A 16,434-nucleotide genomic window follows, 5' to 3' on the forward strand; every position below is an offset into this window, starting at 1 on the left:
ACCGCGCCGCGGGTGGCTGCCCAACTCGGCGCAACGGGGGCGCTGCCCGTCCCAATCGACTGGAACCAGACCGCTGAGTGGGATTCGGATAACGGCGTCGCAAAGCTGACTCTGACGTCGGGGGCATCAGTCACTTCACTTCCGACGCAGGATACTCACATCGTGATTGAGCCGGCTGTCCCCGGTGGACTGCCACTCAGGATGCTCTTTGAGCCGACAAACAGCGGCACGCTGGTGATTTCACTGCACGGGGCAATGGACCGTGGCCGGTTTAGGGTGCCCCGGTTCGAATGGCGTCGGACCCTCAATCGTCTGGACGCGGCCCGTCTTTACTTGTCCGACAGCACTCTCGAGATCAACAACTCCCTGGAAATCGGCTGGTATATCGGCACGGAAGGCCAAGATCTCATGGCCGAGTACGCGACGGTCGTGAACCAGATCATCGCTGCCGGTGGTTACTCGAGCGTGGTCTGCGTTGGTAGCAGCGCTGGCGGCTATGGCGCACTCGCACTGTCCCGCAGGATTCCCAACTCCGTAGCCGTAGCGTTCTCGCCGCAGACCACCATTGGCGGCTATCATCTGGCCCAACGAAAGGCGTTAGCATCAGCTGCCTTTCCGCGGCATAAGTCCTATGAACAAGTCGAGGAAGCTTTCGGAATCAGGGTTAATTTGCGGAAACTCTATCAAGAGTTACCCCCGGTCAATTTTGTGCACCTTGTTCAAAACACTGGCGACCAATTCCACTTTGAGGCCCATTATGTGCCTTTCGCACTGGCTAACGGTGTCAACCCGGACAAGGGCGGCTTCGACCCGCGACGGAAAGTAAATTTTGTGGCTGAGCGCTACGAAAACGAGCATGCACCTCCCTCGCGGGGGTACTTCATCGCCCATATCCAACAGGCGCATTTGAACTTCTATGGCCGGGAGCTCCCTCTTAGGCCCTCCGATCCGGTACGTGAAGCAGAACTAGGACCACGATGACACAACTGCCCTCCCTTCCCACGAATGCGGAGCTGGACCGCTTGATGTACAGGAACGGATTCGTTGTGTCCAAGTCACCGGCTGAAGCTCCTTCGCTCTCCGGCTGGACGTCGGTGCTCGTGGGCGATGCCTACCTGACGCTGCATCCGGAAACCCGGTTCGTCACTGCTGCCGCGGACGGACGGCATCTCGCGCTGGTGGGACTGGCTTTTGACCCGGAGAGGGGTCTCTATCAGGAGAGCGATGTCCTGGCAGCCCTCCTGGACGCTGTAGCCAACGACGATGATTTTTACGCTATTCTCGACCGTCTAGCTGGTAGGTTCGCGCTGATTGTCCAGTCGGACGGCAGGACCGAGATTTATCAGGACGCGATGGGGTCTAGGTCGGTCTTTTATTCCACAGCCGGCGCGCCCATTGCAGCGTCACACGCCGAGATCGTGGCTGACCTCATCGGAGCGCGCTTCGCTGACTTCTTCGTGCCTTTTCTTACCTCGCGCAATTACCAGCAGCGGGATGTGAAGTACCTGCCGGGTGTCGCGACGCCTTACGACCACGTGGTTCAGCTGACGCCCAATACCAAGCTGATCATGCCGCAGCAAAAGGTCGAACGGTTCTGGCCGCGGGCAGACATTGGAATTGAGACGACCAATGAGGAAGCCACCGCAGCTTTGGTGGCCCACCTGCATGGTCTCCGCTGGTACTTGGCGATCAACGGGCGGCGACCGGTGCTGGGTTTGACGGCCGGCACGGATAGCCGGGGCGTCTTTGCCGCCACGAAGGACAGCAACCCGGTCATCTTCACCTACGTACGTAGCGAAAGCGCCAATATGACCGGCTCGCCGGACGCCCGTAAGGCGTCGGAAATCGCGGGAACCTATGGACTGGAAGCGCAGGTCTGGCCCATCCACAACCGCCTCACGCTCAATCAGACGGACGATGCCCTATCGGAGGCGTTCCGCCGGGCGACCTCCTATTACCGGGGTCCCGGGTCGCCGTGGCTCGGCCGCTTGGCAGGGACCGGGGAGAAGGTGCGGGACGGACTCTTCATCCGCGGATTCGGCGGCGAGGTCATGCGGGGCTTCTACCAGAGCCAGGACAAACGGATTACTAAAGTCAACGTTCAGCAGATCTCAAATGCTTATGACGTCAACGCCGGCTCGCGCATCACCCGAGGCCTTTTCGAGGACATGATGAGCCGGGTGTCGTTCACAGCAGACGCGCTTAAAGGCTACGACCCTAACGACATTTTCTATTGGGAGCACAGGATGGGTACCTGGGGGAGTGTGTCCATGTCGGAGGCCGATCTGGCCATGCCATCGATGGTGGCGTACAACTCCCGAAATCTCTTCAAGACCTTTATGGCGCTGCCGGAGGCGGTCAGGGCCAGCAGGTCGGCCTTCGAGGCGGCGACCCTCGAGTTGGCCCCCGCTTTGAGGGATCTGAGCTCCTAAACCAGAAGAGTCCGCTTCGAGACGCGGCTGCGTCTCGAAGCGGACTTCTTGCGGGGCGAGCGAGCAGCCGTGCGCCGGCTCAGAGTGAGGCGTAAAGCCGACCTGTGCTCGTCAGGGTGCCGTCCGTGTTGTAGAGGGCAGAGTGCCCCATCACCGGGTCGCTAATGGAGCGTGTCTTCCACGCGAATCGCTCAACGAACGGCATTTGACGCATGCCGGCTACGGTCGCCCGCATGAAGTCGTTGGTCTGGGCCCTGCTGTAGCGGCTGGGGCGGGTTGAGGTTGCGCTCCAGTCCGCCACCGCATACTCCGTCACCCACACAGGCTTGCCATACTTCTCGTGCAGCATGGTCACCTTGTTGAGGAAGTCCTGAACGTTTGGCCACGCGTAGCAATGCATGGTCACGAAATCGACGCGGAGTCCGCGTTTTTTTGCCTTGGACATGAATTCCTCAAGCCACAGGCTTGAGGGCTTCGCCGTCGCGGGCGATCCGAGCCTCAGTCCGGTTGCCTGAAGTTTGGGCCACAGGCTGATCGCCTGGTCTACGGTCATGTTCGCCTGAGACCGGACGTCCGGCTCATTGAACCCCAGAAGGTTTTTTGACTTGGTGAGAGGCAACTGGCTCGTGGCGTACTTGATGGCTCCCTGGTCCAAGGCTTGGGCGCTCCGGATCATCGGCACGAAGCCGGGCGTTGTTGTCACGGTGTACTTCGAGCCCCAGGAGTAGTACCAGCTGAGATTGAGACTCTTGATCTGCCGGAGAGCCAAAGCATCGGTCCCGGCGTGGCTCACGCCCTTCAGAGCCTTGACGGCTGGAAGTAGGGTCGGCGCCACAGCCGAGATGGGCTGAACAGTTGCGGCGTGCGCGGATACGGCATTGGCCGCCAGGAGGGCACCTGGGGCTGCCATTGCGGCGAGGGGGATGGAGAGAAACTTACGGCGCTCCATGGCGACCTTTCAGGGATAATTGGCTGTGGTACGGAGCCGGTGCTTACCGGGCAAACATGTATCGCTGGCTGTGGCAAGAGTCAAAGTAGCACGACTGAAGCTGGCAAGCGCCCAGTACAGGCGCAGGAGTGACGCAGTTTTTACCGCGTTTGACCTGCTGACTGTGTCCGCCTGGCGCATGACAATGTTCCCCCCCCCCCCCCCACGTGAGAGGGGGGAGTTTCGCCCGCGCGGGGAGAAGCTTCAACGTCGAACGCAAAGTCCGGCGTTGCCTCGATGGCAGAGCCGTCCCGTATAGTCGTGAGGTGCGGAGCGAGTACTCACAAACCTCCTCCGACCTACAGAGCTTGGCGCAGACCAGCACGGCACGAAGTGGAGCGGTGGCCAGCGCCGCGCCCGAAAGACAGGTATGGCAAACGAATCGCAGGTCTCTGGCAAGAAGGCCCCGTTCCGCGATGAAATTGCGCAGAGGGCTGCGTTGCCTCGTCCTCTGCTTCGGGACCTTGCGTCGAGAGATATCAGTTTCTTCGACCAGGAATGGTATGAAGCCCAGCGGGGGCATCGCTTCGACACTCGGGCCGAAGCGATAAGGGACGCAGCTTCGAAGTTGAAGGACAGTCGGTTCTCACCGCATCCGCTCTTCGACTACGAATGGTTCCGAGAGACCTTACATCGGCGCAATCCGTCCGCTGAGCCCAGTTATGCGTTGCTCTTCGTGCCTGGGCGACCCGTCGCTAATCCGCATCCACTGGCCGATTTGGACACTATCGCGCGTCTCTACCCGGAATCCATGCAGGACCCTAACGGTGTGTTCGGGTGGCTTCTAACCTACCTTGGCGTCGATGAAGGCATTCAAATCCCCGGAAGCCCAAACGGCGCTGCACGGCCTTATTGGAGCGCGTTTCGGTCAGCGGTGTTGGAGCAAGCCAAGAATTGGCGCAAGGATTTTGAGAAGCTCCGGCATCTCAAGTCGGTCACTATGTCCCGCAGTTTCGATTCCAGTGAGAGTGACGCCTACATCGCTGCGATGGAGGCGGAGCCCGAAGGGGCTAAAGAAAGCGCCGACAATAACTTGGTCTCCGTCATAGTCCATGGACACGATACTGCAGAAGACCTACTCGCTGCGCTGGCGTCGCTAAACGAGCAAGCGAACGTTCGACTGGACGTGGTCGTTGTCGACCAGACTCCCGGCGGAACGCAGGTTCCAACGGAGGGCGCAGGTGACTTCCTGACCATCCGCCGGCTGGATGCCAGGGGCCACGATGCCGCATCTGCACTGAATTGGTCCATTCGCGCGGCACAGGGACGGTACCTTGCGTTCCTGATCCCCGGCTACAGCTGGCATCCGCGTTTCCTTGGGACGATGTCCACGTCCCTGATGAACCGCAGTGCTAAACACGGCTTTTCAATAATCCAGGACAGGACGTCCAGTGGAGAGCAAGACCGCTATTTCTTGCGCTTTGACGCCAGTTCCATACTTTCCGGCGGGACGCTCAGCCTGAGCAACTGGATGGTTGAGAAACGCCTTCTGAGCGAGCACCTCTTCGAATCGGCGTACGGTGACGCCTGCGGTCTGCAAGTCGCCTGGCAGATCGCGAATCAGGTTGAGCCTTATCACGTACCCTTCATCGGCGTCTCGTCGCCAATTTCCCAGACCGGGAGACTGGCGAGAGTGCCGTCGAGAGTCTTGGATGTCTGGCGCGAGACAATTCGAAAACGCACTCTGGTTGACTGGGGCAAGCAACGAGAGGGGCAACGACCCCGAGGGGTATCGGCCATCGTCGTTTGGAGGGATGAACCGGCTCTTGAGCTTTCTAAGACCGTGCGTTCCTTGTCGACGGAGATCTCCGGAGTTTCCGAGATCGTAGTCGTCACCGCCAAGACGGAGCGATCAGGATATTTCACGCTGCAAGCGGAACGCAGTATGGCTACTGTACCGATCAAGTTTAGGGTCGTGCCGGCGGCGTCCTCGACCCTGCTAGCAAACGTGGGCTTCGCCGAGTCCGCCTACGATCGCGTCCTCTTCCTCCGTGCCGGAACCGAATTCGAATCCGGTCAGCTTCATGAATTGTCGGAGAAATTGACGCCCGATGTCGCTGCTGTCCAACCGGCATTGGTGGACCAAGACGGAGTGGTCATTTCGGCTGGGTCTCACTATGTTTCGGGAGCGAAGCAGGAAAGATTGCCCTTCGTCTTTCTCGAAGGTCACCATTCTGACGACCTCAAGAGCGTGCGTTCTACGATGTCGACGGTTGGTGCAAGCTTAACGGCGATGATGGTGTGGTCAGATTCCTTTTCCCAACTTGAGGGTTTTGCGGCCGAACTCCCAGAGAGATGGTTTGAGATTGACTATTCCCTCCGGGCTATGCGGTACCAAAAGCAAGTTTCGGTCGTGGCAATGGCGGTCCAGGTTCGGGCGCGACAGTTGCGGCCATCCGCACAGACATCGTTTTGGTCGCAATACTCGACTGAATACTTGATGGCTCAACGGGCGGAGTCTCTGACACGAGACGAGGACATCTGGTGCGACACACCCTACGCTCTGGTGGGCACGCGGTACGACCTAGATGCGCGGGAGCTGACGGAAAGATGGATTCCACATCCAATCCTCCGTCGTACCACTCAGTCAGAGGACCGGACGAATGCCCCGTTGGCGATTGCGGTTAAGCACTGTGCGCCAGGTGGTGCCCATGGCGAACGCTGGGGGGATACTTTCTTTGCGCGCCAGTTAGCGGGAGCCATGAGATATCTGGGACATGAAGTATATGTTGACAACAAGGGCTCAGCACTTCGTCCTTCTGCCTATTTGGACCACCTTAACATTGTGGTCCGAGGGCGCTACCACATCCCGGCCCTACCTGGTGCAACGAATGTCTTGTGGATCATCTCTCACCCGGAATTGGTGCGCCCTGAGGAGCTCGTGGGTTTCGACCTAGTCTATGCAGCCAGTGAGAGCTGGGCCTCATGGGCATCGCAGAAGTTTGGAGTTGAAGTTCGGTCCCTACTCCAAGCAACTGATACGAATCATTTTCAGCGGAATTTGACTTCGGATACCCGATCGGCCGATGTTCTCGTCGTAGGGAATCGGCGTTGGGAGTACGAGCGAACCTCGGCAAAGGGACTCACCCTTCTAGGGACCGGAGTGAGCCGGGGGATATACGGCGAAGGTTGGGCGAGTGAACCGGCGCTTCGATCATTGGTGCTTGGAGACTACCTCGACAACGAGGAACTGCCCCGCGCCTACTCTGCGGCGAAAGTCGTATTGAACGATCATCATCCATCGATGCGCCAGAGCGGGTTCATCAATAACAGGATCTTTGATGCGCTTGCGGTTGGAACTCAGGTTATTTCGGATACTGTAGCCGGCGGTCGGGAGATATTCGGGAAAAGTGTCAAGTGGTACGACTCTATTGACCAAATTCCACACCTCGTTCGTGAAGCTGTAGATGGAGAGTGGTCAGAGTCCGAGCGAACGGATGTCATCAAGTGGGTCCGAGATAACCACTCGTTCGAGAGCCGTGCAAGAAAAATTCTGGATGATTTGCGCATGCTATCTGCGTCTGCTGCTACGGCGGGTGCTGCCGCCGGTGTGCGGTCCGCGCGTCGTTGAGGCGCCCGTGGTGTGCTGGGTCGTTTCGCGGGCGTCGGCTGGGACATGGAGCGCTGCCGCCGGGTTCTGGATCGCGTAAACGCAGCCTTTCAGGCGCAAAGAATCACCACCCTCGGATCCTGACAGACAACGAGTCCCGCTACCGCTCCGAGATATTAAACGACGCGCTCGGCCCCGGCATCGAACATAAGCGGCTCTTCGTGGGTGGTGGTGAAACAGGTTCCGTGTCTTGAAAGCTGAAGGGCTCGTAGCCCTGCTGTGATGGATGTTCTCTACGCATTCATCAAGAGTCAGGAGCTACGAGCCTTGATCGAGCCTACTTCCCCGTGCCCCGATGCTGCCACCGCCATTTTCAATCTGCCCGACTACCGCGTCACTGGCACGGAGGTCCTCGCGTTCGGGCAGCGCCGGATCCACGTGGTGGCCGCCGCAGAGGCCGGCTGCCCGTCCTGTGGCGTGATCGGTACCCGCGTGCATTCGCGCCGGCAACAACGGCTGCGCGACATCCCTCTCGCCGGCCCGGTCGAAGTGGCCTGGGCCAAGCGGAGATTCTTCTGCGACGAGCACCTGTGCCCGCGCCGGACATTCACCGAGGAAACAGCCCAGGTCCCGCGCCGGGCCCGGTCTGCCCGCCGGCTCCGGGACGCCCTCGTGGCCGCCGTGATCGGATCCGGAAGGGCGGCCGCGGAGGCGGCGTCGTCGTTCGGTGTCTCGTGGTGGCTGGTCCAACGTGCCCTGGATTCCGCGGCGCTGTCCCTGCCTGATGTCGATGCGCTGGCACCGCGGATGCTCGGCATTGATGAACACCGCTACCGGTCGGTGCGGTTCTTCCGCAACCCGGCCACCAAGACCTGGAAACGCTACGAGCCGTGGATGACGACCATCGTTGACCTGGACACCGGTCAGGTCCTGGGAATCGTCGATGGCCGTTACAGTGAGGGAACTGGTTGTTCGCCCGCCCGCTTCAATGGCGCCTGGGCGTGCAGGTCGTCGCGATCGACCCGTCGGCGGTCTTCCGGAAGGCCTTGCGGATGTGGCTGCCGCGCACTGCCGTCTCGGTCGACGCGTTCCACTTGGTCAAGCTCGGCAACGACATGCTCACCGAGGTCCGGCAACGCCTCACCCAGCAGGTCCACGGCCGTCGGGGACGCTCCATTGACCCGGTCCGGGGCAACCGGCGGCTGCTCCTGCGCGCCGGTGACTCGCTCTCGGACCGGGCCCGGGACAGGCTCGGCACCGTGTTCGCAACCGACGACGCCACCGGGAAGCTGCAGGCTGCCTGGCTGGTCAAAGAACAGCTCCGGACGCTGCTCGCCACCGGATCCCTCGCCGACGCGGCCACTGCAAAAGACCGGCTGCAGATCCTGGTCGAGCGGGCCGCGCAGCCCGAAACCAACCGGCTCTGGCGCACGATCTGCCGGTGGTGGAAAGAGATCGAAGTCCTCATCGTCACCGGTGCGACAACGGCGAAAGTGGAAGCCAACAACACCGCGATCAAGCACATCAAACGGATGGGCCGGGGATTCACCAACGCAAGCAACTACAACACGCGTATCCAGTTGCGCAGTGCCGCCAGAACAGCGGCATGAACATCCCTCGCGGCAGATCGTTCACCACGAACCGCGAAGAGCCCCATAGGCTCACACGGCCGTACCGCCTGTTTCCTAGTGAAGGTCGAACGCTTCAATCGCACCCTGGCCCTAGAACGGGGCCACGCGCACGCCTACACCTCCGACGAAGCCCGCGCAGCCGCGCTTAGCGGTACTAGATCCATCACTGCTTGTCTGGAAGCTGAGGCCCTCGCCTCGAAATGGCCCCAGAGAGGTCTTTTTTCGCAATCAGCTATCCGTAACTGATTTCGGCCAATTTAATTCAGTTTTCTGTTTGATTGTGTTGAGTAGACTCTGAACCGAGTCTAGTGTCCACATGCTTGACAGCTATGTCGATTGCCTTTTGGACTGATTTTCCGTCGACAGTCCACGTCATTTGATCCTTGGGCTGTGAGAAATTCACCTTGGATCCCAAGACAACTTCCAGCTCCAATGAATTAGCGCGATGTATTAGCGTATCGTCCTTCAAATAAAAATTGCGTGGCGCCATGACCACATTGTGTGCTCCTGGCCGCTGAAATGCCGCAAGATACATTTGACTTCCCACGCAACCAGCCAACGAAATCGATTCACGAGCCAGTTGTATCTGAGCCTTCAAATCCAGTGTCTCGGGTGCTACGACTTCGTAGCCCGAAGCTGCAAATATTTCCTCGATCACGGCTTGGTTCGCGAGTGCTCTCTCCGCAATGCGGCGCCTTGAAAGGAAGACTTTACGGTGAGGCCGGTCAGCTGGGACCCCTTCCGCGATTAGCTGCCAGACCCGTTGCTGATGCCCTGATATCCAACGGTGTGTACGCATCGAAACATCGGGAACGATTAGTTTTTCCACAACATCGTGCGGGCTCGCGTGGACGACTCGATCAAGTGGGACACCAGCAAGCCTCAATAGCTCGGAAGCGAATACGGGTAGATCCGGCTCGTACACGAGGAATTTAAGATTCTCAAACAGGTCCGGTGAAATCATTTTCACCGCCCAAAGGCGGGTTAACGCTTCAAGAAGGCTGTGACCGAAATGCCGATGCACTGTCCCAATGAGGTAAAAGGTGCCGCTGAGCGTTTGCGATGGTGGCGGGGCTTTCATGACAGGGCTACCGCATACTATTGTGACTAAATCGGCGGGGAGAGATTTGTTGCCATCCATAACGTTGAAAGAGGCTGGAATAAGCATGCCGTCTGACGTCAGTACAAGCTGACCGCCGCGTATGCCGCCAGAGTCGCGACCAGTGATTCGCCCTCCAAACACGTGGGCGTGGTTGAGCAGCCAGATACTTGGATGATCGATTGGTTCGGGCGTGCTGGTCCAATAATCCGGTAGCATGGCCCTGGCTGAACCCAAGTTGTCACCGAGAGGGATGGTCATGCCGGCGAGCAGACTCGGCCAAGGAACAGCGTCAACGTTCATTCCGGTCGGGTCAACAGCAATTCGCGAAACAGCATTTGAGGGGAAATGGCTGCCTACCTGCCCCGGAATAGCAAGTTCGCAGGCCACAATCTCCTTGGGATCGACGGACCCAATTACCGTACCCTCAGCAAGGTGGGTCTTGGTAATCATGCAGCATTCCTTGGTCTCGGACCTACATAGCAGACGCTATTCCTGTGGCGATTTGCTGATATAGCCACGCCGCCTGGAACAGCCGCAAGTTGTTTCCCAACACGGGCTGAGGCTTGTCGAACAGCAAGAGATCTCACGATTCGTTCCTCGCCCATCCGATTCATACGTGATCACCCGTCAGTGTGGTCACCCAATGCTGCAAGTGATCGCTGTCGATAGCGCGGTTCGGGGCGGCCGCCGTGCCGATTGCTAGAGCACCTTTCGCGGCTTCCGTTAGTGCCTGACCAATGCCTTTGCGCCAGGACGCTGGGGTATTATCCACAAGCGCAGTCGCGAGTCGGTGGTCCTTATAGGGGCCAACATTAGACGCAACAGAAGGAAGGCCAAGCGCTGCGTACTCCAGCAGTTTCAGGTCGCTCTTCGCGGCGTTGAAGTAATCGTCCACGAGCGGAGCCAGTGCAATGTCCCACCTATTGCGGTTCGCGCGGAGGTATGAAACGAACTCCGGGTAGCCTCGCGAATGTCCGGGCGGCTGCAGCCGGCTGTACCAGTCGTTTCGGTCGGGAGTAATGCCTATGACCTCAAGTTGGACCTTTTTGCCCCCTAATGAGAGGCCAGATGAGAATACCTCCTCAAGCAGACCTAAGTCTTCCGCATGTGTGGCCGTCCCCATGTAGAGCGCTCGAATTACACCTGCAGGGGCATCCGCCTCATTGCGCGCCACCACCGCATCCCAAACCCGAGGATCGAGACGGTTCTCGATCACCTCCACCCGCTGCGTGTACGGCGCCAAGCGGGCGGCTAGGTGCGCCGTACTCGACAACACCACATCGCAGGAGGCAAGCAATAGTTTTAGTGACTCCGAGTCCTCGCTTGTTAGTTCGGAAATCTGCCGGTGGCCGTCAGCATGCTTGACCGTCACGAGGTCGTCGTCCAGGTCGACTACAAGCCTTATGCCTCTCGTTTTAGCAGCTTCGAGGAACCTCGACACCTCATTGGGATCAAGCGCATTGCGCTGGATATAAATGACATCCAAATCAGACTTGTCCACGCCACTGATGAACTCAGCGGCAACGACACTCTTGAACTTGGCGAGGCCGAGCGAGGCCGCACCAAGAATCCTGCGCATGCTACGAATGTGAACCGATGCAGGATATTCGCCGACCTTTTTACCCCGTTTCACGATGTAGCCCACTGATCGAGCCTCCGGTGCGGCTGGGCCTATAAGTTCGCTGTATAGCTCTAGGTAGTCCTGCCCCATGGTTGTGGCCGATCGAATGGAGGACCTCGGGACGGAGTTACGAAGTCCTTCCCAGCGGGGGCGATCCTGAGAGAGTGCTAACAGTCTGGATGCTGTGGAGTAAGCCTCGAGAGGGACAATGATGCCTCCTCCGTGCTCGCGAACCCGGTCAGCTGGCGCTCCGATGTCGGTGACAATAAGGGGTATCCCTAGTGCCCACGCCTCGGTCACCGTGTGAGAGTAAGTCTCTGCCCAAATGGAGAAAATTCCAATGAAATCTGGGTCCACCTCCTGAACGAGCGATTCCAGGTTCTCTCGCGAGTACTCGCCGTGTCCGATTGCTATGTCAGCGAAGTCTTGGCTGCGCTTACCGAAGGCATGCCACTCAATTGCAGATCCGGTTAATTGGATAACCTCACGTACCAGATCTGTACCCTTATGAGGATCCCAATTGGCAGGCAACATTATCCTAAGCGGCCCCGGAGCCCTGCCCTGTTCCCGTGAAATAGTCCCGATTTCAGACATGTCACGGCCATGCTCGATGAGCTTGAGTTTGTCTGCGTACTGTGGATAGTTCGCATTGTAGATACCAGCGGCTGAAGGCGTCGTCGCGATCGTTTTCGCTGCGATGTCGAGAACGGTACCCGATCGACGCTTCCACTCGTCGACCCAGTTGTGCTTCAGATCCGGAGCGGCTGCCACGAAAGGCGTTGGCAAGGTACAGGTGCCCAGACCCGGGGTGCACTTACCCCCGCAGAACTTCTTCGACTCGTCGAGAAGATGAACTGTTGGGCAAACGTAGTAGAAGTCGTGTGTCGAGAGGACCAATGGGATGTCGAGTAACTTTGCCACGGTCGGAACCGTTGTCAGCGGCTGATTGATGAGATGACGAACGTGGATAAGTTCTACGTTATACCCCATAAGAATACGAGCGACGAATGCGGCGTAATCCGCCCGCCAAGTATCTGTAACGGTAAACGGGACGTCTGTGGTCCAAGTTGTAAGTAGCTTAAATTCCGACGATTCGAACTTGTACAATCGGACCGAGTCAATGCTTGCCTCAAGGAGGATGCTGTCCTGATGCTCTACCAGTTCCCCAAGCAGATCCCGATTCGTCGCTGGAGTTCCGCCGCCAGAGCGGTGAATAACGTACATAACGACCGGTTTCACCATACGCTGCTTAGAAATACGCGCTTGTGTATCCCTTAGCTCACTTCTGACCGCTCCCATGCTCCCTGAACCGCCCCAGGACTTGATCGCTGCAGAGTACTCAGGGTGCAAACGGTCGACAGCCGACCGTCCAACAGCAATGAGTTCAGCCCTCCGCGTTTCACCGAAGGACTGACTGCGCTCATGGGCAACCAATACGTGGGGAGCCAGGACGTTTTCAAATCCGGCCTTTGCTGCTCGTCTCGAATAATCGTTTTCTTCCCCGTACCCGTGGGGAAACGCATCGGTATCGAAGTGACCTATCGCGGATACCAGCTCGCGGCGAATGTACATGCAGAAGCCGTGACCTGTGGGGGTAGCGATGGATGCGACGTTGACTCTCTGAGCCACTCCGCGGCTGATCTCGGTCCAGGTTAAGTGTGGTGCCCAAGAATTGGGCTTTCCGGATTCCGGCATGGACATTGCTCCGGCGTTATCGGAAACGGCGCTTACTGTGCCAATTCGTTCCTGAGAGTATGCTACCCACCTCAGCCGACGTAGCCAGCTTGGGCCCACCGTCGTGTCGCTGTTAAGCAGAACAACATCTGATTCGCCGGAGAGAGCGAGAGCCTCGTTGGCTGTTCCGGTGTAACCCAGGTTCTCAGCGTGGACGATGAGTCTGATGAGTCCCCGATCTCTCAAACGCTGCAATAATTGGGCGACGGCTGCATCCGTACTCGCATCGTCGATAACGACGATCTCAGCGTCGTCCGAGTACTGGGCTGCGGAGAGGATGCATCGCTCCACCACGGCGGCACCTCCGTTGTAAACCGGAATAACCACGGAGACTTTGGGTGCATTGGCCAAGCGATCAAGGGCCCCCGCGATGGCTGCCGGCGACCAATCTCTTATTTCAGGCTCAGGAATTTTTATAGTTGATAACTGCATAACCGGCCGCTTCTTAGGTAGTAAATGTATTATTTAGGAGTTGTCCAGGCTTTTCGCAGAGAATTGCGCAACTTGATCCCCTTGCGCATGGCTGGAAGTAGAGTGCGGACGAGCCACATCGCCTTAAGTCGATTCAATTTTCTCAATTGAGAATCGCGTTTTTTGACTGAAAGTCGAAGAGCGGCTATTTCTGCGCGTTGTGCCTTTATATCCGCAGCATAAGCGGAGACCTGCGATCTAAGAGTCTCATTGCTCGCCCCTAGGCTGACCATCTGCCTGTTGAGTGACCCTGATTTGTCTTCCAGCACTTTAGCCCGGGACCGCTCTTTGGAAGAGGCTGCTAACGACGTCTTCAGCTTCCTTTGGAGATCCGCGTTCTCGTTCAACAGCGCCGTAATTCTTTCGGCGCGTCGCGCTGAGGCCAGTTTATAGTCATCCGTCAGTTTCACACGGTTTAGACGCATTTCGGGCACGCGGTGGCGGGAAATTCCCGAGCTCCCCAACGCTAGCGCAGTGACCTCTCCGCTGACTTCCTCCAGGCTCCCTCCAAGTCGTGCCTCATCCGGTACTAGGAAACGATGCGACGTCAAATTCTTCGCCACCGACCAAGACTTTTCAAGACTTTCGGCTATTTTTTCCTCGGTTGGCACGGCAAGTTCCAAGAGAGGGTGCCACGATTGCCGGTACTGCTCGAAAGTGTTGGTCACTGTTGGAACACCCGAGGTTGGAAGTTCCAGCGCTAAATGACCGGGGTGCGGACTGTGCATTAGGGCCAAACCCACGTCTACTCGAGACAACAATTTGTAGTAGTCGTTCAACGAGAGCTTCCCAACTGACTCGAGATAGATTCCTCGTCCAAGATCCACGGGTGCATGCTCGGTGCCGGCGCTGGAGATTTCCAGCCGCGCGAGATCCTCATCCGACATCCTCGCGATCCAGAGCTTGAGCGAGGCTATACCCAGCTCGTAGAGATTTCTCGAATGACCGGGCCGTCCGTAGAACAGCACGCGGGTTCGCCCAGCCGGATCGGGAGTCCAATTTCGTGACGCTGCTTCAAGGCTGGCTGCATTGATCTGGGGATAAAAGCAATGAGTCTCTGCGAGGGGAACGTGTCCGTAGTCTTGGAGGTACCGGGCGAGTGGCCGAGAGTTGACCAGCGGTATAAAGCCTTTAGCGTAAGTCTCCTCGGCAAGAGCGTATGCCGTGCCCCAGGGGGAAAAGGCTGGCTCGAAGTCCTGGATCAGATAAATTACGCGGTTTGCTGAGATATCGGAAGTCTCTAAGTACCGACTCATTACGCTGGCAGTGAGCCAATGAGTGCACACCCAGAGATCATCTTGGGCCAGAGCGATTCGCTCCAAGCCGTCTCCGTAAGATATCAATAGAGGCGTTTCGGATTTACCGAATTGGCTTTCCAGCCACTCCTCAACGGTTCCTAAGTCCACTCCCGTAGGGCGCGCCTTCAAAATGAGTATACGAAGGGGTCTTTGAGCCTTCTTCGCGATTTCCATCCCGGCACGCACGGCGGTTGTCTGGCCGGCGAAGGCGGCCGACGGGTCAAGATCCACCATGAGAAGGTTTACCGAATGACCGGTTCCATCAAGTGTGGCTGAGCGCAGCCATGAATGCATCTGGGCAATACGTTCAATCACTTGAACTCCTCGATTTTCTCAGCGGCACGCCGACGACCGTCTAGACCGCCGGTTAAGATATGTGTCAGGCACAGGGACATGGATACTTTCTGCACTATAAAGAATGGCTGTGCGAGGTCCTTTAGAAACTGCGCATCCAATGGTCGGGAAGGGTGGTGACAACTCGCGCCTGGAATACTATGCGTCTAGAAGTCCCAGCAAATACTGGCCGTAGCCACTCTTAACCAGCGGCTCTGCGCGTACGCGCAGGTCATCGTCGCTGAGGAAGCCCCGACGCCAGGAGATCTCCTCTGGTGCGCCGATTTTCAGCCCCTGCCTGTTTTCCGTCGTTCGAACAAAGTTGGACGCGTCATTGAGATCGTCAAAGGTTCCGGTGTCGAGCCAGGCGGTGCCGCGAGGGAGGATCTCAACATGAAGTTTCCCGCGTTCGAGATAGGTGCGGTTGACGTCCGTGATTTCTAGCTCGCCGCGTGCTGAGGGCTTGAGGGTCCTGGCGATCTCAACGACGTCGTTATCGTAGAAGTACAAGCCTGGTACTGCGTAGTGGCTCTTGGGGGCGCTCGGCTTCTCTTCGAGGGAGATCGCCTTGCCGTCGGCGTCGAAATCGACAACACCATAAGACTTCGGGTCCGACACCCAGTATCCAAACACGGCGCCTCCGTCAATGTTCGCGAAGCGGCGCAGCTGTGTACCCATACCCGGGCCATAGAATATGTTGTCTCCAAGAACCAGCGCCACAGGACCGTTGTCGATGTGATCTGCTCCGAGCACGAAAGCTTGGGCCAGCCCGTCTGGAGAAGGCTGCTGTAGGTAGCTGAGGTTCACTCCGAACTGTGAGCCGTCGCCCAGGAGGCGCCGGAACTGTTCGGCGTCATGAGGCGTTGTGATGATCAGGATGTCTCGAATGCCAGCCAGGATCAGGGTAGAAAGCGGGTAGTAAATCATAGGCTTGTCGAACACTGGCATCAGCTGCTTGCTTACGCCAAGAGTGATCGGGTGGAGCCTTGAACCGGTACCGCCGGCCAAAATAATTCCGCGCATGGAGGCCATCATTCCGGCTGGATCCTAGATAAGCCAAATCCGATAGCCTGAAACCAGGCATTCACGACCTTGGCCTGAGGCGTCGGTCCGGGCGAGTCCAATTATTTCCACGTCGTGGCCATCAGGGCAACTGCTAGGTCCTTGTAGGCGACCTCACATAGCGAGGTACCTGGACGAACTACGACTGAGCCCCCACCAGGCGCTGACGTAAATAGACGCACTCAGGCCGTGGGGCGCAGCTTGGGTTGTTG

8 protein-coding genes and 2 pseudogenes are annotated in these 16,434 nt (G+C 58.0%); 5 read left to right on the top strand and 5 right to left on the bottom strand.

Annotated elements, in window-relative coordinates; translation table 11 throughout:
• Positions 1 to 12 precede the first annotated feature (12 nt).
• Positions 13 to 981: a hypothetical protein gene (locus AC1DB8_RS04590; RefSeq protein ID WP_476892317.1), complete on the top strand. Its 969-nt coding sequence runs from the start codon at positions 13 to 15 to the stop codon at positions 979 to 981.
• Positions 978 to 2,432 (top strand): hypothetical protein, encoded by a 1,455-nt coding sequence (locus AC1DB8_RS04595; RefSeq protein ID WP_476892318.1) that lies wholly within the window; start codon positions 978 to 980, stop codon positions 2,430 to 2,432. The genes AC1DB8_RS04590 and AC1DB8_RS04595 overlap by 4 nt, the downstream gene beginning before the upstream one ends.
• A gap of 79 nt (positions 2,433 to 2,511) precedes the next feature.
• On the opposite strand, the gene AC1DB8_RS04600 is transcribed toward AC1DB8_RS04595, so the two are convergent.
• Positions 2,512 to 3,381, bottom strand: a complete 870-nt coding sequence (locus AC1DB8_RS04600) for a glycosyl hydrolase (protein WP_476892319.1) — start codon at positions 3,379 to 3,381, stop codon at positions 2,512 to 2,514.
• 409 nt (positions 3,382 to 3,790) lie between these two features.
• Between AC1DB8_RS04600 and AC1DB8_RS04605 the strand changes: the two genes are divergently transcribed.
• The 3 genes and pseudogenes from AC1DB8_RS04605 to AC1DB8_RS04615 all read left to right on the top strand — a co-directional run.
• Positions 3,791 to 6,991 (top strand): glycosyltransferase family protein, encoded by a 3,201-nt coding sequence (locus AC1DB8_RS04605; protein ID WP_476892320.1) that lies wholly within the window; start codon positions 3,791 to 3,793, stop codon positions 6,989 to 6,991.
• Between the two features lie 306 nt (positions 6,992 to 7,297).
• A pseudogene (locus tag AC1DB8_RS04610) lies at positions 7,298 to 8,580 on the top strand (ISL3 family transposase).
• A 44-nt stretch (positions 8,581 to 8,624) separates the two neighbouring features.
• Positions 8,625 to 8,742: pseudogene (locus AC1DB8_RS04615) on the top strand (IS481 family transposase); the annotation flags it as partial.
• Between the two features lie 121 nt (positions 8,743 to 8,863).
• On the opposite strand, the gene AC1DB8_RS04620 reads toward AC1DB8_RS04615, so the two are convergent.
• The 4 genes from AC1DB8_RS04620 to rfbA all read right to left on the bottom strand — a co-directional run bounded on the left by AC1DB8_RS04620 (position 8,864) and on the right by rfbA (position 16,183).
• Complete coding sequence (locus AC1DB8_RS04620) at positions 8,864 to 10,153, bottom strand: glycosyltransferase family 61 protein (RefSeq protein WP_476892321.1); 1,290 nt, start codon at positions 10,151 to 10,153, stop codon at positions 8,864 to 8,866.
• Between the two features lie 160 nt (positions 10,154 to 10,313).
• Positions 10,314 to 13,490: a glycosyltransferase gene (locus AC1DB8_RS04625; RefSeq protein WP_476892322.1), complete on the bottom strand. Its 3,177-nt coding sequence runs from the start codon at positions 13,488 to 13,490 to the stop codon at positions 10,314 to 10,316.
• A gap of 29 nt (positions 13,491 to 13,519) precedes the next feature.
• Positions 13,520 to 15,142: a rhamnosyltransferase WsaF family glycosyltransferase gene (locus AC1DB8_RS04630; RefSeq protein WP_476892323.1), complete on the bottom strand. Its 1,623-nt coding sequence runs from the start codon at positions 15,140 to 15,142 to the stop codon at positions 13,520 to 13,522.
• A 177-nt stretch (positions 15,143 to 15,319) separates the two neighbouring features.
• On the bottom strand, positions 15,320 to 16,183 hold the full coding sequence (rfbA, locus tag AC1DB8_RS04635; protein ID WP_476892664.1) for a glucose-1-phosphate thymidylyltransferase RfbA: 864 nt from the start codon (positions 16,181 to 16,183) through the stop codon (positions 15,320 to 15,322).
• Positions 16,184 to 16,434 lie beyond the last annotated feature (251 nt).

It is taken from the genome of Arthrobacter sp. 10N410 (genome assembly GCF_056394945.1).